Annotated in this window: 17 protein-coding genes and 1 tRNA gene; 13 read left to right on the forward strand and 5 right to left on the reverse strand. The window is 70.0% G+C overall.

Annotated elements, in window-relative coordinates:
• Window positions 1–13 precede the first annotated feature (13 nt).
• From GEV27_RS14290 to GEV27_RS14305, 4 genes are all read left to right on the forward strand, one after another.
• Window positions 14–193 carry a hypothetical protein gene (locus GEV27_RS14290; RefSeq protein ID WP_153651553.1) on the forward strand — a complete coding sequence of 60 codons (180 nt, stop codon included), beginning with the start codon at window positions 14–16 and terminating at the stop codon, window positions 191–193.
• A 330-nt stretch (window positions 194–523) separates the two neighbouring features.
• The gene (locus GEV27_RS14295) at window positions 524–1,585 is read left to right on the forward strand and encodes a YihY/virulence factor BrkB family protein (RefSeq protein WP_153909519.1); all 1,062 of its coding nucleotides are present in this window, start codon (window positions 524–526) and stop codon (window positions 1,583–1,585) included.
• A 140-nt stretch (window positions 1,586–1,725) separates the two neighbouring features.
• Window positions 1,726–3,252 carry an FAD-dependent oxidoreductase gene (locus GEV27_RS14300; protein ID WP_153651555.1) on the forward strand — a complete coding sequence of 509 codons (1,527 nt, stop codon included), beginning with the start codon at window positions 1,726–1,728 and terminating at the stop codon, window positions 3,250–3,252.
• Complete coding sequence (locus GEV27_RS14305; RefSeq protein ID WP_153651556.1) at window positions 3,249–3,395, forward strand: hypothetical protein; 147 nt, start codon at window positions 3,249–3,251, stop codon at window positions 3,393–3,395. The genes GEV27_RS14300 and GEV27_RS14305 overlap by 4 nt, the downstream gene beginning before the upstream one ends.
• Window positions 3,396–3,445: 50 nt before the next feature.
• Here the strand turns inward: GEV27_RS14305 and GEV27_RS14310 are convergent, their stop codons facing one another.
• The gene (locus GEV27_RS14310) at window positions 3,446–3,874 is read right to left on the reverse strand and encodes an Hsp20/alpha crystallin family protein (RefSeq protein ID WP_153909518.1); all 429 of its coding nucleotides are present in this window, start codon (window positions 3,872–3,874) and stop codon (window positions 3,446–3,448) included.
• Window positions 3,875–4,084: 210 nt separating this feature from the next.
• On the opposite strand from GEV27_RS14310, the gene GEV27_RS14315 reads away from it, so the two are divergent.
• Together GEV27_RS14315 and GEV27_RS14320 are read left to right on the forward strand one after the other, a co-directional pair.
• Complete coding sequence (locus GEV27_RS14315; RefSeq protein WP_153909517.1) at window positions 4,085–4,921, forward strand: SDR family oxidoreductase; 837 nt, start codon at window positions 4,085–4,087, stop codon at window positions 4,919–4,921.
• 105 nt (window positions 4,922–5,026) lie between these two features.
• Entirely contained in the window at window positions 5,027–5,686 is a 660-nt protein-coding gene (locus GEV27_RS14320) for a methyltransferase (RefSeq protein ID WP_208430699.1), read from the forward strand.
• Window positions 5,687–5,704: 18 nt separating this feature from the next.
• On the opposite strand, the gene GEV27_RS14325 is transcribed toward GEV27_RS14320, so the two are convergent.
• On the reverse strand, window positions 5,705–5,899 hold the full coding sequence (locus GEV27_RS14325; protein ID WP_153651559.1) for a CDGSH iron-sulfur domain-containing protein: 195 nt from the start codon (window positions 5,897–5,899) through the stop codon (window positions 5,705–5,707).
• Entirely contained in the window at window positions 5,896–6,840 is a 945-nt protein-coding gene (locus GEV27_RS14330; RefSeq protein WP_309222272.1) for an iron-containing redox enzyme family protein, read from the reverse strand. Before GEV27_RS14330 ends, GEV27_RS14325 begins: the two co-directional genes overlap by 4 nt.
• A gap of 304 nt (window positions 6,841–7,144) precedes the next feature.
• Between GEV27_RS14330 and GEV27_RS14335 the strand changes: the two genes are divergently transcribed.
• The gene (locus GEV27_RS14335; RefSeq protein WP_153934892.1) at window positions 7,145–10,105 is read left to right on the forward strand and encodes a sortase domain-bontaining protein; all 2,961 of its coding nucleotides are present in this window, start codon (window positions 7,145–7,147) and stop codon (window positions 10,103–10,105) included.
• 157 nt (window positions 10,106–10,262) lie between these two features.
• Window positions 10,263–10,952 (forward strand): GAF and ANTAR domain-containing protein, encoded by a 690-nt coding sequence (locus GEV27_RS14340; RefSeq protein ID WP_153909516.1) that lies wholly within the window; start codon window positions 10,263–10,265, stop codon window positions 10,950–10,952.
• A 13-nt stretch (window positions 10,953–10,965) separates the two neighbouring features.
• Here the strand turns inward: GEV27_RS14340 and GEV27_RS14345 are convergent, their stop codons facing one another.
• Together GEV27_RS14345 and GEV27_RS14350 are read right to left on the reverse strand one after the other, a co-directional pair.
• On the reverse strand, window positions 10,966–11,244 hold the full coding sequence (locus GEV27_RS14345) for a hypothetical protein (protein WP_153934893.1): 279 nt from the start codon (window positions 11,242–11,244) through the stop codon (window positions 10,966–10,968).
• Between the two features lie 117 nt (window positions 11,245–11,361).
• Window positions 11,362–11,437: transfer RNA gene (locus GEV27_RS14350), tRNA-Glu, on the reverse strand.
• A 66-nt stretch (window positions 11,438–11,503) separates the two neighbouring features.
• Here GEV27_RS14350 and GEV27_RS14355 point away from each other — a divergent pair.
• The 5 genes from GEV27_RS14355 to GEV27_RS14375 all read left to right on the forward strand — a co-directional run bounded on the left by GEV27_RS14355 (window position 11,504) and on the right by GEV27_RS14375 (window position 15,689).
• On the forward strand, window positions 11,504–11,854 hold the full coding sequence (locus GEV27_RS14355) for a metallopeptidase family protein (RefSeq protein ID WP_153934894.1): 351 nt from the start codon (window positions 11,504–11,506) through the stop codon (window positions 11,852–11,854).
• Entirely contained in the window at window positions 11,847–12,521 is a 675-nt protein-coding gene (locus GEV27_RS14360) for a pirin family protein (protein WP_153934895.1), read from the forward strand. The genes GEV27_RS14355 and GEV27_RS14360 overlap by 8 nt, the downstream gene beginning before the upstream one ends.
• A gap of 4 nt (window positions 12,522–12,525) precedes the next feature.
• Window positions 12,526–12,954 (forward strand): type II 3-dehydroquinate dehydratase, encoded by a 429-nt coding sequence (gene aroQ / locus GEV27_RS14365; protein ID WP_153651565.1) that lies wholly within the window; start codon window positions 12,526–12,528, stop codon window positions 12,952–12,954.
• A 72-nt stretch (window positions 12,955–13,026) separates the two neighbouring features.
• The gene (locus GEV27_RS14370; protein ID WP_309222273.1) at window positions 13,027–14,400 is read left to right on the forward strand and encodes an FAD-binding oxidoreductase; all 1,374 of its coding nucleotides are present in this window, start codon (window positions 13,027–13,029) and stop codon (window positions 14,398–14,400) included.
• Window positions 14,397–15,689, forward strand: coding sequence for a cyclopropane-fatty-acyl-phospholipid synthase family protein (locus GEV27_RS14375; protein ID WP_153934897.1), 1,293 nt, complete (start codon window positions 14,397–14,399; stop codon window positions 15,687–15,689). Before GEV27_RS14370 ends, GEV27_RS14375 begins: the two co-directional genes overlap by 4 nt.
• Window positions 15,690–15,761: the final 72 nt, after the last annotated feature.

Consider the following 15,761-nt stretch of genomic DNA (forward strand, 5'->3'; position numbering starts at 1 on the left):
CTACGATCGCCCTGTGCCTGACCTGTCCTACCGCCAGATGCGAGCGCTGGAGGTCGGGGTGACCCAGATGCTGCAGACGATCACCCGACTGCAGGACGACGGCTGGGTGCTCCTGCAGGACTGCGTCTCGATGCGGGGCAAGAAGGTTCGCCTGGTGTTCGGCAAGGCGGAGAGGCACGAGCGGGAGCACTAGCTCCGCGGGCGCACGGTGGGTGGCGCACACCTGAAGGGGCGGACCGTGCGGTCTGCGTAAGCCCGTGGTCCGCCCTCTTCGCGGTGCGTCGTCCGATCCCGTCGCCTGGGCTGTGTGCCCCGGTTCGGGTCTCTCGGACACCATGTCTGTACCCCCGCCCGAGCGGTCTCAAACCACGTGGCGCCCGCGGGGGGCGTGACCGTGGTCACCCACGAGTTGCCGAGGGCTGGATGTTTCCGGGACGTCGTGCCGGGGTATTCGCACCCACGCAGGACTTTTGCCTGTGCACCAGCCAGCGGCCACGACGTCGCCCGAGCCCCAGGGGGACCCATGAGTGCAGCCGACGCCCGCGATCGGACCGAGATCGACCCGGACGACGACCGCAAGCCCGACTCGCCGGCAGACCTGCACAAGCGGTCGTGGCTGTACGTCGTCAAGAAGACCGTGCGCGAGTTCTCGAAGGACCAGTGCACCGACCTGGCCGCAGCTCTCACGTACTACGCGGTGCTGGCGCTGTTCCCGGCCCTCGTCGCCCTGGTCTCGCTCCTCGGCGTCTTCAGCCAGGGCCCGAGCACCGTCGACTCGCTGCTGAAGATCGTGGACCAGATCGGCCCGTCGTCCGCGGTGGACACGCTCCGACCCACGATCGAGCGACTGAGCACCTCTCAGGGCGCGGGGCTCGCGCTGGTCCTCGGTGTCCTCGGTGCGCTGTGGTCCGCGTCCGGGTACGTCGGGGCCTTCGGCCGGGCGATGAACCGGGTCTACGAGATCGGCGAGGGACGGCCGATCTGGAAGCTGCGTCCTCTTCAGCTGCTCGTGACGGTGTTCGCCATCGTCCTGGTCGCGATCGCCGCGCTCGCGCTGGTCCTGACCGGTCCGGTCGCCGAGGCAGTGGGCGACCAGATCGGGTTGGGGTCGACCGCGATCCTCGTGTGGGACATCGCGAAGTGGCCCGTGGTCCTGCTGATCGTCGTGGTCATTGTCGCGGTGCTCTACTACGCGACCCCCAACGTCAAGCAGCCCAAGTTCCGCTGGATCAGCGTCGGAGCGCTCGTCGCGATCGTCGTGTGGATCCTCGCCTCGGCCGCCTTCGGTCTCTACGTGGCGACGTTCGCGAGCTACGACAAGACCTACGGGTCGCTCGCGGGCGTGATCGTGTTCCTGCTGTGGCTGTGGATCACCAACCTGGCCCTGCTCTTCGGCGCCGAGCTCGACGCCGAGCTGGAGCGGGGTCGCCAGCTCCAGGCCGGCATCGCTGCCGAGGAGACCATCCAGCTCCCGCCCCGCGACACCCGCAACATCGAGAAGGCCGAGAAGAAGCACCAGTCCGACGTGGCAGACGCTCGCGAGATCCGGGCGGACGCCGGACGGGACGAGGACCACCGGGACTGAGCCCGACGAGAAGGTGGCGATCGGCGGTTGCCGCGCGTCCGACCGGGGTACTTGGCGGCCATGACCCATCCCAGGCCTCGGCAGTCAGCTCGTCACGCAGACGTGACGACCCGCCCTCGATCGTCCGACGGGGGACTGCGGTGAAGCCCGCGACCAGCTCGACGACCTCGTTGTGGCTCGACCGCCCCGAGCCGATCGCCGGCCAGCCGCTGCCCGCCGGTGACCACCTCGACGACATCGTGGTCGGCGCCGGGATCACGGGCCTGACGACGGCCCTGCTGCTCGCTCGGGCCGGCCGCCGGGTCGCGGTGCTCGAGGCCGGGGTGGTCGGCTCGCTCGCGTCGGGCAACACCACGGCCAAGGTCTCCCTGCTGCAGGGCACCAAGATGTCGACGATGCTGCGCTACCAGTCGCAGGAGGTCGTGCGCGCATACGTCGACGGCAACCTCGAGGGCCAGCAGTGGATGCTGCGGTTCTGCGACGACCACGGCGTGCCCTACCAGCTGCGCGACGCCGTGACCTACGCGTCGGCGCCCGAGCAGGCAGCCATGGTCGACCAGGAGCTGGAGGCCACCCAGGCGCTCGGCCTGCCGACGTTCCCCACCAGCCACCTCGACGTCCCGTTCCCCCAGTTCGGCGCGGTGGTGCTGCGCGACCAGGCCCAGATCGACCCCATGGACCTGTTGACCGCCCTGGTCGAGCAGATCCGCTCGCACGGCGGCTCGGTCCACCAGGGCGTGCGGGTCGTGGACGTGTCCTGGTCCGGGCGACGCACAGTGACGCTCGAGGACGGGGCCACGCTGCAGGCCGATCACGTGGTGCTGGCGACGGGCTTCCCGATCCTCGATCGCGGCCTGTACTTCTCCAAGCTCGAGCCGATGCGCTCGTACGCCCTGGCGTACGACGCCCCCGCGGAGTCCGTGCCCGACGGCATGTACCTGTCGGCCGGGCCACCGAGCCGGTCGGTGCGCGACGTCCCGACCGCCGACGGCCGACGCAAGCTGCTGATCGGAGGCAGCGGGCACGAGGTGGGACGCACGCCGTCCGAGCGGGCCAAGGTCGACGCGCTGCGCGAGTGGACCGCCGAGCACTTCCCCGGCGCCGTGGAGACGCACGCGTGGTCCGCCCAGGACTACCAGTCGCACGACGCCGTGCCCTACATCGGACCGCTGCCCCGAGGTGGTGGACGCATCCACGTCGCCACGGGCTTCGACAAGTGGGGGATGGCGTCCGGCGTGATGGCCGGGCGCAGCATCTCCGCGCAGATCCTCGACGAGGCCCCGAGCTGGCAGAAGACCATGAGCACGCGCGTGACGCGTCCGTCGGGCATCGGCCACGTCGGCCTGATCAACGCCAAGGTCGCGGTCGCCGCCGCGAAGTCCCTGGCATCGGCGGAGATGCGGCCCGCGCCGGCCGAGCCCGCCGAGGGTGAAGGCGTCGTCGGCAGGCGGGGGATCGTCCCGGTCGGCACCTCGACAGTGGACGGGACGACCTGTGCGGTCCGGGCGATCTGCACGCACGTGGGCGGCGTCCTCAGCTGGAACGACAACGACAAGACGTACGACTGCCCGCTGCACGGATCGCGCTTCGCTGCAGACGGCACGGTGATCGAGGGCCCCGCCGTCCGCCCGCTGAAGCGGCTGGAGCCCGAGGAGGAGCCCTCATGACGACCACGCCGCAGGACCCGCGCGACGACGTCGAGCCCTCTGACCCGATCGAGCGGCATGAACCCGACCTCGATCCCGGGCTCGCTCCCGATCCGCAGCACGAGGTGCGCCAGAGCCCTCCCGAGGACGCTCCGGGGTCCTGAACCGCCGGTGCCCGCCCGAGCGCGTCGGGCGGGCACCGGCGGGTCGGCGACTAGGCCGAGATCGACGCCTGGTCCTCGCTGGAACCGATCTGGATCTTGCGCGGCTTGGCCCGTTCCACGAGCGGGATGACCAGCGAGAGCACGCCGTTGTCGTAGGCCGCCGAGATCCGCTCGGTGTCGACGCCCTCGCCCAGCGTGAACTGGCGGACGTAGCTGCCCGGTCGACGCTCACGGGTCAGCCACTGGGCGCCCTCGTGGATCGCGGCCGTGCGCTCGGCGCGAATCGTCAGCAGGTGGCCGTCGAGGTCGATGTCGATCGAGCCGGGATCGACACCGGGCAGATCTGCACTGAGGACGTAGCGGTCGCCCTCCTTGAACAGGTCGACGGGCACGGACCTGGGGCCCGTGCGCAGCTGTGTCGTCAGGTCCTGAGCCAGACGGTCCAGGCCACTGAAAGGATCGAAGGTCATCGAGTTCATGGCAACGCTCTCCTTTCGGTGAAGTTGAGTCGATCCGACTCAACTCAGTCTCGACTTGGCACAGTTATAGGACAGCGACGCGGCGGTCGCAAGCGCGATTTCCTGAAGAGATCCTGAGAAATCTGGAGGTCCACGAGGGCTCCTCGGACGGTGGTCTGGGACGGGCCGCTACGGGGTAGTGAGCACCTGACACCGACCCGTGGAGGAACCATGACCGACTCACCCGCCCCGGACCTGCCCGGCCACGAGAGCGACCTGCAGCCGGCCGCCGACCACGGCGAGCACTCCTACCGGGGCACCGGCCGCCTGCTCGGCAAGGTCGCGATCATCACCGGCGCGGACAGCGGCATCGGCAAGGCCGTCGCGATCGCGTACGCCCGCGAGGGCGCGGACGTCGTGATCGGCTACCTCAGCGAGGACGACGACGCCGCCGACACCCAGCAGTGGGTCGAGCGGGCCGGACGCACCGCGCTGCTGGTCAAGGGCGATCTGGCCGATCCGGCGCACTGCCGCGCGATGGTGAGCCAGACCGTCGAGCACTTCGGCCGGGTCGACGTGCTGGTCAACAATGCCGCGGTCCAGATGTACCGCAAGACGTTCGAGGAGATCCCGGACGAGGAGTGGGACCGCATCATCGCGACGAACCTGAGCGCGATGTTCCACCTCGTGAAGGCGTCGTTGCCGCACATGCCGCACGGCTCGTCCATCATCGGGACCTCGTCCATCAACTCCGACATGCCGATGCCCGAGCTGATCCCGTACGACGTCACGAAGGCCGGCATCGCCAACATGACGGCCGGCCTGGCGCAACTGCTCGCCGACCGGGGGATCCGCGCCAACAGCGTCGCGCCGGGCCCCATCTGGACGCCGCTGATCCCCACCACGATGCCGCCGGATGTCGTCGACGAGTTCGGCGACATGTCCCCGATCGGCCGGGCGGGTCAGCCCGCCGAGCTCGCCCCGGTCTACGTGATGCTGGCCTCCGACGAGGCGTCGTACGTCTCGGGTGCCCGCGTCGCCGTGACGGGAGGCATGCCTATCCTGTGACGGCGCGTGTCGCCGACCACCCCGGCGGCACGTTTGCCAGATCCACCCGCCGGGTAGAACCCGGGGGTGACAGCGCCGCGCGTCACAGCAGGAGGAGCTCACCACATGCCCCAGAACGACTCGACCAGCGCCGTGACGGCCCCGATGCCGACGGAGACGATCGAGTTCGGCGGTCTGCAGATCGCCTTCGACGACCGGGTGCTGCGGCCGCGGGCGTGGACGATCGCCCAGTCGCAGTGGGCGGCCGACCTGGTGCAGGAGGCCGCGCCCGGACCGGTCCTCGAGCTCTTCGCAGGCGTCGGGCACATCGGCCTCGCCGCGGTGGTGGACTCCGACCGGCAGCTCGTGCTGGTCGATCTCAACCCCGTGGCCTGCGAGCTCGCGCGGCACAACGTCGAGTCCGCGGGCCTCGCGGGCCGGGTCGAGGTGCGCGAGGGGCGGATCGACGAGGTGGTCGGGGACGCCGAGACCTATCCGGTGATCATCGCGGACCCGCCGTGGGTGCCGTCCGCCGGCATCCACGAGTTCCCCGAGGACCCGCACATCGCGATCGACGGCGGTTCCGACGGCCTGGACCTGGCCCGCACCGCGTGCGAGGTGATCGACCGTCACCTCCAGCCGGGGGGCTCGGCCATCGTCCAGCTGGGCACGGTCGAGCAGGCCGAGGCGATCGGCGAGCACCTCACGGACGCACTGGGGTCGGACATCACGCTGGTCGAGACCCGCCGGCACGACCGGGGCGTGCTGGCGCGGCTCGCCCGCTGACCCCGGCCGGGCGGCCGGTCAGCGCTTCGGGATCACCTTGTGGGTGCCGTCGCACCACGGCTGGGAGGCCGACTTGCCGCACCGGCAGACCGCGCTGATGGGTCGGGTCGTGCGGTGGTTCACGCCGTCGGCGTCCTGGATCACGTGGTCGCCCCGCACGAGCATCGGCCCGTCCGGGCAGAGGATCACGTCGGGGTGCTCGGGCTCGGTCATGCGGCCCACTCCTGGAGCATGCGGTGGGCGAACCGGTCCTCGAGGTCCAGGCACGTGAAGGCGCCGAAGAAGACGTCGTCGCGCAGGGCCGGCTCGTCCTGCAGCAGGGCGCCGCAGATCGTCCGCACGGCCAGCTGCTCGTGGACCGCGTCCGCCTCGACGTGCTCGGTGTAGTAGCCGATCATCGACTCCGGCAGCCCGAGCCGGTCGAAGCCCTGGGCGATCCGCCGCGACGGGATGCTGCTGGTGACCTCGAAGGCCGCGAGGTGTCCGAGCGAGGCGCCGCGGAGGCGACGGTTGAGGCCGAACAGCGACATCGCGTTGTTCTCCTCGAGCACCTCCAGCGGGACGTCGTCGATGTATGCGCCGTACTCGTTGCGCAGGCCGCAGTCGTCCATGCCCCGGGCGAACAGTGCGGCGTGCAGCTTGGTGGGGTCGCCGCAGCCGTACTCGTCGAACTGCAGCTCCATCAGTGCTGCCTTGGCGGCGTAACCGAGGCGGGGCACGAGCCACGCGCTCGGATCGGACTCCTTGAGGTGGTAGATCGACCGGAGGCGCAGGAGCTCGAGTGCCTGGTCGTAGGTCGCATCCTTGTGGACGAACTTGGCAAGCGACGGACCGTCGTGCTCGGCCACGAACGAGAAGAAGGTCTCGGCGAACTCCCCGTCCGGTGACGTGGCGGGCGCGCGGTCGCGAAGCTCCTGCTCGAACGACGACTCGAGCGAGCGTCGCAGCTCGACCAGCTCGGGCTGCCACTCGCGGGCGTCGTCGACGTCCTCGAAGCCGCGGTAGTGCAGCTCGTACAGGGCCCAGAGAGTGATCTGCAGGTCCTCGTCGTCGTCGGGGAGAGTGCGCAACGCCGCGTCCCACGATGGGGAGGTGGCGCGCATGGACTCGAACACGATCTCACTGAGGGATCCGCGTCCCTTGGGCGTCAGCACGTGGGCTCCGAGGCGAAGTCGGGTGTGGGTGTCAGTTCTGGCGGCATGATCTTCCTCGCGATGTGCACAGCTCCCGCCGGTTGCTCGACAGGCGCGTCAGGAGTACCCCGCGGGCCATGTCCCAAGCGCTCCGGGACGGTCGTCCCGGGGTGGGCAGGATCACCTCGCGGCCGCGGAAGGCAGGGAGTGGGCCGGGGCCAAAGGGCCCTGCTCTCCCGGGGCGATCCGGGCACATGGTGGACCATCGTGCCTCGTCCGGTCAGTGGATGCGGAGACAGAGGCACTGGTTCCTGAGGAGGACGCCATGCCGAACCTACGACGAGTGGTCAGCGGGACAACGGCCTGCCTGATTGCGGCGACGGCACTGGCGGTCGTGCCCGACGTGAGCAGGGCGCCGGCCTCCGCAGATCCCCCGACCGGGGGCAGCACCATCGTCTCGGAGACCTTCACCGGTGCGACGGTGCCCGACCCGGCCTGGACCGTGCAGGGCAGGACCTGCCTGACCGGCGCCACCGCCGCCCCCCCGGCCGGCGCAGCGAACATCCCCACCTGTGCGAACGCCCGGGTGGGCGACGTGCCGGCGATCGGGACTCCGGGATACCTCCAGCTGACCGACGAACAGCTGCAGACCGCCGGGAGCGTGCTCTACAACCGACCGGTCCCCGCCAGTGCCGGTGTCTCCATCACGTTCGACCAGTTCCAGTACGGCGGCACCGGCGCGGACGGCATCGGGTTCTTCCTGGTCGACGGTGCCACCGACCTGACGGCGACCGGAGCGCCGGGAGGCAGCCTCGGATATGCCCAGCGGCGGGCCGGGCAGGGCGAGTTCGAGCCCGGGGTGGTCGGCGGACTGCTCGGCGTCGGGCTCGACGCGTTCGGCAACTACTACAACGACGGCGAGGCCCGGGGCACCGGTTGCCCCGCCGACCAGCGTTCCCCGTCCACCGCCAATGGGCCGATAGCGCCCAACGTGATCACCCTGCGCGGCCCGGGTCAGGGGACCGTGGGGTACTGCTACCTGGCCTCGACCACGCCTCCGGCGCCGGCGGACCCGGACAACCCCGGGTCGACCCTGAACGGGGGCACCGGGACGCTGCGTGCCACCACCCGGGCCGGCTCCTGGCGCCAGGTGAACATCCAGGTGACGCCCGCGCCCGAGCCTCGGGTGATCGTCCAGGTCCGGTACAACCCGGCCGACGCGGACGACCCCTGGATCACCGAGCTGGACGTGCCGGCTCCCGCGGACCTGCCGAGCACCTACAAGTTCGGCCTCTCCGCCGCCACCGGAGGGCAGAACGACGTGCACCTGATCCGCAACGCCGTGGTGCAGTCGGTCGTACGGCTCTCCCAGCTGCAGCTGGAGAAGCAGGTGGACAGGTCCGGCGAGCCGCTGCCAGCGGTGATCACCGCCGGCACCGTGATCCCGTACCAGTACACGGTGACCAATGCCGGCCAGGAGACCCTGTCGACCCTCGACATCACCGACGACCGGATCACCGGAGTGATCACCTGTGACAGCACGACGCTGCCGCCGGCCCCCGCTCCAGGCTCCACGACCGTGTGTCGCGGCACGTACACCGTCACGGCGGCGGATGCGGCGGCCGGTTCGGTCGTGAACATCGCCACCGCCACGGCGGTGAGTCCCGGGGGCGACGACATCACCTCGCCGGAGGCGACCGTCACGGTCCCGCTGGTCTCACGGCTCGCGCTCACCAAGACGGTGCAGACACCCGGGCCCTACGTGGACGGGACGGAGGTCGAATACGGGTACACGGTGACGAACACCGGTGGCTCGACGGTGACCAACGTCGACGTCACCGATGACCGCGTCAGCACGGACGCACTGGTCTGCGAGGACAACGTGTTGGATCCGGGGGCCTCCACCACCTGCACCGGCACCTACGTCGTCGACACCGAGCAGGCGGACGCGTCGGGGCGGATCGTCAACACCGCCGTGGCCAGGGGTGAGACCCCGATCGGTCAGGCGGTCGAGTCACCCCAGGCGCAGGCAGCAATCAGGGTCGGCCCCGACGACCCGGCTCTGAGCCTGGAGAAGACCGCGAGCCCCACCACCGTCACGGCGGTCGGCCAACGGGTGACGTACTCGTTCCGGGTCACCAACACCGGCAACGTACCGATCGGGGACGTGGCAGCCGTCGAGGACAGCTTCACCGGTTCCGGGACCTTGCCGGCCGCGACGTGCCCCGCTGAGCCGGCTCAGCTGGCACCCGGCGCCAGCGTGGTCTGTACCAGCGTCTACACGGTGACGGCGGCAGACCTGAACGGTGCGGGGCTGCGCAACACGGCCCGAGGGACCGGCACGGACCCCGCCGGGGAGGACATCTCGTCGTCGCCCGACTCCGCCGTCGTGCAGGTGGACGCGCCCGTCGCCGCCCAGCCGCGGATCCGCACCCGCACCTCGCAGCAGCGGGTCAAGCCGGGGCAGTCCTTCCACGACCGCGTCCAGGTCACCGGCCTCGCCCGGGGAACCTCGGTGCCCGCCACCGCGCGGCTCTACGGCCCGTTCAGGTCGCTCTCGCGAGCGTCCTGCCGCCCGGCGCACCTGGCGCGCACCGTGACGTGGCGTGCCACGAGCGGCTGGTCCAGGACCCCGGGGGTGAAGCTCTACGAGCCGGGCGTCTACACCTGGCAGGTGGCGACCAGGAGGACGGACGCCAACCGGGCGGCCTCGTCGCGGTGTGGCCTCGCGTCCGAGACCACGACCGTGGCCAAGCCGACGTACCCCGTGCCGGTGGTCGACGGCGGGTTCTCCGGCATCCTCGGTGGACCGAAGGCCTCCCGGGCCGCTCGGTTCGAGATCAGGGCGAAGGGATTCGGCTTGCGCGCCCGGGTCACGCCGACGACGACCTCCCATGGTCGGATGAACCTGCCCGACAACGTGGCCGTGACCGCCTGGCTGCGGAAGTCGGCAGGATTCGGCGACAAGATCGGCACCGCGGTGGTCGCCGGGCACGTCTCCGACCGGCGCGACCGCCACGGAGCCATGTGGGGACTGCGGCGGGCCCACCCTGGTCAGACGGTGACGGTGCGCAGCGCCGGCAAGACGTACCGGTACAAGGTGACCGAGACCAAGAAGTACGACCGGACCCGGAAGCTGCCAGCGCGGTTCTTCAGGACCGTCGGGGCCCACCGGCTGGTGCTGATCAGCTGCACCGACCGGGTCGTCTACCGCAACGGGCGCTTCCACTACACGAAGTTCCGGGTGGTCGTGGCCAAGCAGGTGGGTCAGCCGTCGGGTCGTTAGGAGCGCCAGCACGACAAGGGATGATCACCCTGCGTGATCATCCCTTTCGTGCAGTCCAGATCGACGCCGAGGATCGTCGCGGTATGTGCCCCGAGCAGCCCGCGTGATCCAGCTGCGACGGCCACGGGGTGCTCTTGGGTGGCGTAGGGTCGAAGGGGTGAGCGATCAACGCGACCAATTCTCTGACGTGGTGCGAGCCATGCGGGCCAGCGACGCCGTCGACCGCAGCATGGAGGCCGCGGTCGCGGGCGCCGTCGACCTGATCCCGAACGTCCGGCACGCCGCCGTGTCGATGGTCCGCCGCGGCAAGAAGGTCGAGACCGTCGCGGCCACCGACGATCTCGTGCGGCGGGGCGACGCCCTGCAGTACGAGCTGGAGGACGGCCCGTGCCTGCAGTCGATCTGGGAGGAGGAGACCGTCCAGAGCGACGACCTCGGCCAGGAGCACCGCTGGCCGCTCTGGTCGCCGCGAGCAGCGCAGGAGCTCGGGGTGCGCAGCATGCTGTGCCTGCAGCTGTTCGTCTCCGGCGACACGATCGGCTGCCTCAACCTGTACTCCCGGGAGCCTGACGCCTTCGACAGCCACGACCGGACGGCGGCCCACGCGCTGGCGGCGCACATCGCGGTCGCGCTCTCGGCGGCGCGCAAGATCGAGAATCTCGAGAGCGCAGTCGTCAACCGCACGCTCATCGGCCAGGCCCAGGGCATGTTGATGCAGCGCTACGAGATGGATGCCGCGGCGGCCTTCGCGGTGCTCAAGCGGGTCTCGCAGACCGAGAATCGCCGGCTGCACGAGGTCGCGAAGGAGATCGTCAAGCGCGGGGTCGGGAGCGACTCGCTCGGCTAGGAGCGCGGTGCCGTCAGCCTTGGCGCGAGCGCAGCCGGGCGGCGTCGGTGGTGTACGTCAGGACCGCGAGCGGGTCCATCGTCATGACGACCCGTTCGGCCTGCACCTGCAGCGAGTGCGATGAGCACTCCACGACGATGAACCAGCTCGAGTCGGCCTGGGTGCCCAGCGCCGTGACGCCGTCCCATCCCAGCTCGAGGAAGGTCGACAGGACGCGTTGCTGGTGGAGGCCGCCCTGGACCCGATAGATCTGCAGGGTCCAGTCGGCGGAGTTCGGCGAGTGCAGGCGCATGATGCTCCCTAGGAGGGGGATCACCGACTGCTGTCTAACCGGTTGGTCCATGGTGGCGTCCAGGCTGACTGCTCGCAACCCAAATGGGAAAGCAGCACCGCACGACGCCGTGTCGAGTGGCACCCCCAACGGGATTCGAACCCGTGCTACCGCCGTGAAAGGGCGGCGTCCTAGGCCGCTAGACGATGGGGGCCGGAAACGCGTTCAGCATAGAGGGTGAGCTGGCGCGACGCGAAACCGCATCAGGCAGGATGGGGCCATGATCGAGCTGAGCGAGGACCGGTTCGCCGAGCTGGTCGAGGACGCCTTCGCTGCGGTGCCCGAGGAGCTCGCGTCGCTGCTCGACAACGTCGTGCTGTTCATCGAGGACGACGCACCCGCCGACGACCCGACCCTGCTGGGCCTCTACGACGGCATCCCGCTGACCGAGCGCGACAGCACGTACGCCGGCGCGATGCCGGACCGCATCTTCGTCTATCGCAACCCCACGCTGGCGATCTGCGACACCGAGGAGGACGTGGTCGAGGAGGTCGGCATCACCGTCGTCCACGAGATCGCCCACCACTTCGGCATCGAGGACGACCGCCTGCACGAGCTCGGCTATGCCTGAGCCGTCGACGCTGCTGGTGCGCCGGGCTGCCGAGCGGTTCCACACCGTCGGCGACGGCGTCGAGACGTGGCACAGCTTCTCGTACGGCGTGCACTACGACCCCGAGCAGATCGCCTTCGGACCGGTCATGGCGATCAACACCGAGCACGTGGCCCCCGGCCGCGGCTACGACCTGCACACCCACGCCGACGTCGAGATCGTCACCTGGGTGCTTCACGGCGTGCTCCGCCACGAGGACTCAACCGGGCACAGCGGCGAGATCCGCCCCGGGACGGCCCAGCGGCTCAGTGCGGGCACGGGGGTCCAGCACTCCGAGCGCAACGCCTCGGACGTCGAGCCGCTCGTCTTCGTGCAGATGATGCTGCGGTCCGATCACGACGGCCCGCCGGCGTACGCCCAGCAGGGCGTGGCGCCGATCCCCGGCAGGCTCACGCCCACCGTCGAGGTCCACGCCCGGGCCGAGCTGCTCGCGGTCAGCCTCGAGGCCGGGCAGTCCGTCACGGTGCCGGCCGCCCCGCGGAGCCTGGTCGTCGTCACGGGCGGCACGATCCACTGCGGCGACACCGATCTCGCTCCCGGCGACGAGGCGCGGCTGACGGCCGCCGGTGAGTACGATCTGAGGGCGTCCAGCGCCGCGACCGCGCTGATCTGGCAACTGCAGAGGTGACCCGATGACCGTCCTCGTCCTCAACGGCCCCAACCTGGGCCGTCTCGGCGTGCGCGAGCCGGCCGTCTACGGCACCGCGACGTACGCCGACCTGGTCGCTCGCTGTGAGCAGGTCGCCGGGGAGGTCGGCGTCGACGTCGACGTCCGCCAGACCGACTCCGAGGCCGAGATGATCGGCTGGCTGCACGAGGCGGCCGACGCTGGCTCGCCGGTCGTCCTCAACGCGGGCGCCTGGACGCACACGTCGATCGCGGTGCGTGACGCCGCGACGCAGCTCGCGGCTCCGTTGGTCGAGGTGCACCTCAGCAACGTCCACGCCCGCGAGTCGTTCCGCCATCGGTCGTACCTCAGCGACATCGCCGCGGCGGTCGTGGTGGGCATGGGGATCGAGGGCTACGCAGCCGCAGTTCGTTTCGTCGCGCAACCGCTTTAGGGACCACCCGCCCTGTTCGGCGCGTAGCGATCGGCAATAGCCTGTGCTGGGCAACTAGAGCTGGGAGCGCACGTGAGAGGTTGGCACGCACACCGCGAAGCCGTCGACACCCTGGTGGAGTCCTATCGAAGGATCCCGCCGGGTTCTCGGATTCGACTGGCGAAGAAGACGTCGAACCTGTTCCGCCCCCGCGCCGGCAACGACGTCCCGGGCCTCGACGTGGGCGGTCTCGACGGCGTCATCGCGATCGACACCGCGGCGCAGACCGCCGACGTGCAGGGGGTCTGCACGTACGAGGACCTCGTCGCCGCGACCTTGCTGCTGGGGTTCATCCCCTACGTCGTCCCCCAGCTGCGCACGATCACCCTCGGCGGCGCGGTCACGGGCCTGGGCATCGAGTCGACCTCGTTCCGCAACGGGCTGCCGCACGAGTCGGTGCTGGAGATGGACATCCTCACCGGCTCCGGCGAGATCGTCACGGCGACGCCGGAGAATGAGAACAGCGAGCTGTTCGAGGCGTTCCCCAACTCGTACGGGAGCCTCGGCTACGCGACGCGGCTCAAGATCAAGCTCGAGCAGGTGCCGCCCTACGTGACCCTGCGGCACGTCCGCATGGCGGACGCGGCCCAGGCGATCAAGACGATCGAGTCGATCGCCGAGACGGGGGAGTGGCACGGTGAGCGGGTCGACGGCATGGACGGCACGGCGTTCTCGCCCGACGAGATCTACCTGACGCTGGCCCACTTCACCGACACGTTGCCGTCGGGCGGTCCCGGCTCCCTGAGCGACTACACGGGCCAGCAGGTCTACTACCGCTCGATCCAGCAGCGCGAGACCGACGCCCTGTCGATCAACGACTACCTCTGGCGCTGGGACACCGACTGGTTCTGGTGCTCAGGTGCCTTCGGCGCCCAGAACCGGTGGATCCGGCGCATCTGGCCCGCGCGGTACCGCCGCAGCGACGTCTTCCACAAGATCGTCGGCCTCGACGAGAAGCTCGGGATCATCAGGACCCTCGACAGGATCAAGAAGATCCCCGGCCGCGAGCGCGTCATCCAGGACGTCGAGGTGCCGCTGGAGAGATTGCCCGAGTTCCTCGAGTGGTTCGACGCCGAGATCGGCATGCGCCCGGTGTGGCTGTGCCCCCTGCGCACCACCCGCAGCTGGCCGGCGTACCCGCTCGAGCCGGCCACGACCTACGTCAACGTGGGCTTCTGGGGCACCGTCGAGGTGCCCGCGGACGCACCGGCGGGCTTCGTGAACCGCAAGGTGGAGGAGGCCGTGCACGCGCTGGGCGGCCACAAGTCGTTGTACTCGGAGGCCTTCTACGACCAGGAGACGTTCGACCGGATGTACGGCGGCGAGGTGCTGGCCGCCGCTCGCAGGAGATATGACCCGGAGAGCAGACTCAGCACCCTGTTCGAGAAAGCGGTGAGGAATTCATGACCACCACGGATGTCGCAGTGCGGCTGTCCATCGCGGACGCCCTCGGCAAGCTCATGAAGGACGGGCTGCCCTTCAGGTTCGAGGCCTTCGACGGCAGCTCGGGCGGCCCCGTCGACGCGCCCTTCACGCTGCGGCTGCTCAACGAGCGCGGCCTGTCCTACCTGATGACCGCGCCGGGCGACCTCGGTTTCGCCCGTGCGTACGTCGCGGGGGACCTCGAGCTCGACGGGATCCACCCCGGTGACCCGTACGACGCGATGGTCCTGCTCATGAGCCAGCTGCGCTTCAAGGTGCCCTCGGCGTCCGAGATGGTGCAGATCGTGCGCGGTCTCGGCTTCGGCAACCTCAAGCCCCCGCCGCCGCCTGCGGAGGAGCACCTGCCCAAGTGGCGACGTGCGCTGGAGGGCATGCGGCACAACAAGAGGCGCGACGCCGAGGCGATCCAGCACCACTACGACGTCTCCAACCGCTTCTACGAGCTGGTCCTGGGCCCGTCCATGACGTACACGTGCGCGGTGTTCCCAACGCTCGACTCGACGCTGGAGCAGGCGCAGCACGAGAAGTACGACCTCGTCGCGCGCAAGCTCGACCTCAAGCCCGGCCAGCGGCTGCTCGACGTCGGCTGCGGCTGGGGCGGCATGGTCCGCCACGCGGCGAAGCACTACGGCGTCAAGGTCCTCGGCGTGACGCTGTCGCGCGAGCAGGCGGCCTGGGCGCAGGAGCAGATCAGGCGCGAGGGTCTCGAAGATCTCGCGGAGGTCCGCTTCCAGGACTACCGCGACGTCACCGAGACCGGCTTCGACGCGATCAGCTCGATCGGCATGACCGAGCACATCGGGGTCAAGCAGTACGACGACTACTTCGGCTTCCTGCACAGCCGGCTCAAGGTCGGCGGGCGGCTGCTCAACCACTGCATCACCCGGCCGAACAACAAGATCACGACGACGGGTGCCTTCATCGACCGCTACGTGTTCCCCGACGGTGAGCTCACTGGCGTCGGGCGCATCACGATGGCGGCACAGGACGCGGGCCTGGAAGTGCGCCACGTGGAGAACCTGCGCGAGCACTACGCCATGACGCTGAAGGGCTGGACCGACAACCTGGTGGCCAACTGGGACGAGGCGCTCGAGGAGGTCTCGGTCGGCCGGGCCAAGGTGTGGGGCCTCTACATGGCCGGCTCGCGTCTGGCCTTCGAGCGCAACGAGATCGAGCTGCACCACGTCCTCGCGGTCAAGACCGACGAGCGCGGCAACGCCGACTGGCCGCTGCGCCCGACCTGGCTCAGCTGAGCGACTCCGCTCCCGCGGGGCAGGACGCCGGTGCACCGGTCGCCTGCCTCGCGGCATCGGCGCGGTCGATAG

The organism is Aeromicrobium sp. S22, assembly GCF_009661045.1.
In the GTDB taxonomy this organism is placed as follows: Bacteria; Actinomycetota; Actinomycetes; order Propionibacteriales; family Nocardioidaceae; genus Aeromicrobium; species Aeromicrobium yanjiei.

Bases quoted from the DNA above. Each gene is read 5' to 3' on its own strand.
- GEV27_RS14295 (WP_153909519.1), top strand. From the start codon at position 524: ATGAGTGCAGCCGACGCCCGCGATCGGACCGAGATCGACCCGGACGAC.
- GEV27_RS14305 (WP_153651556.1), top strand. From the start codon at position 3,249: ATGACGACCACGCCGCAGGACCCGCGCGACGACGTCGAGCCCTCTGAC.
- GEV27_RS14310 (WP_153909518.1), bottom strand. From the start codon at position 3,874: ATGAACTCGATGACCTTCGATCCTTTCAGTGGCCTGGACCGTCTGGCT.
- GEV27_RS14315 (WP_153909517.1), top strand. From the start codon at position 4,085: ATGACCGACTCACCCGCCCCGGACCTGCCCGGCCACGAGAGCGACCTG.
- GEV27_RS14320 (WP_208430699.1), top strand. From the start codon at position 5,027: ATGCCCCAGAACGACTCGACCAGCGCCGTGACGGCCCCGATGCCGACG.
- GEV27_RS14325 (WP_153651559.1), bottom strand. From the start codon at position 5,899: ATGACCGAGCCCGAGCACCCCGACGTGATCCTCTGCCCGGACGGGCCG.
- GEV27_RS14335 (WP_153934892.1), top strand. From the start codon at position 7,145: ATGCCGAACCTACGACGAGTGGTCAGCGGGACAACGGCCTGCCTGATT.
- GEV27_RS14345 (WP_153934893.1), bottom strand. From the start codon at position 11,244: ATGCGCCTGCACTCGCCGAACTCCGCCGACTGGACCCTGCAGATCTAT.
- GEV27_RS14355 (WP_153934894.1), top strand. From the start codon at position 11,504: ATGATCGAGCTGAGCGAGGACCGGTTCGCCGAGCTGGTCGAGGACGCC.
- GEV27_RS14360 (WP_153934895.1), top strand. From the start codon at position 11,847: ATGCCTGAGCCGTCGACGCTGCTGGTGCGCCGGGCTGCCGAGCGGTTC.
- aroQ (WP_153651565.1), top strand. From the start codon at position 12,526: ATGACCGTCCTCGTCCTCAACGGCCCCAACCTGGGCCGTCTCGGCGTG.
- GEV27_RS14375 (WP_153934897.1), top strand. From the start codon at position 14,397: ATGACCACCACGGATGTCGCAGTGCGGCTGTCCATCGCGGACGCCCTC.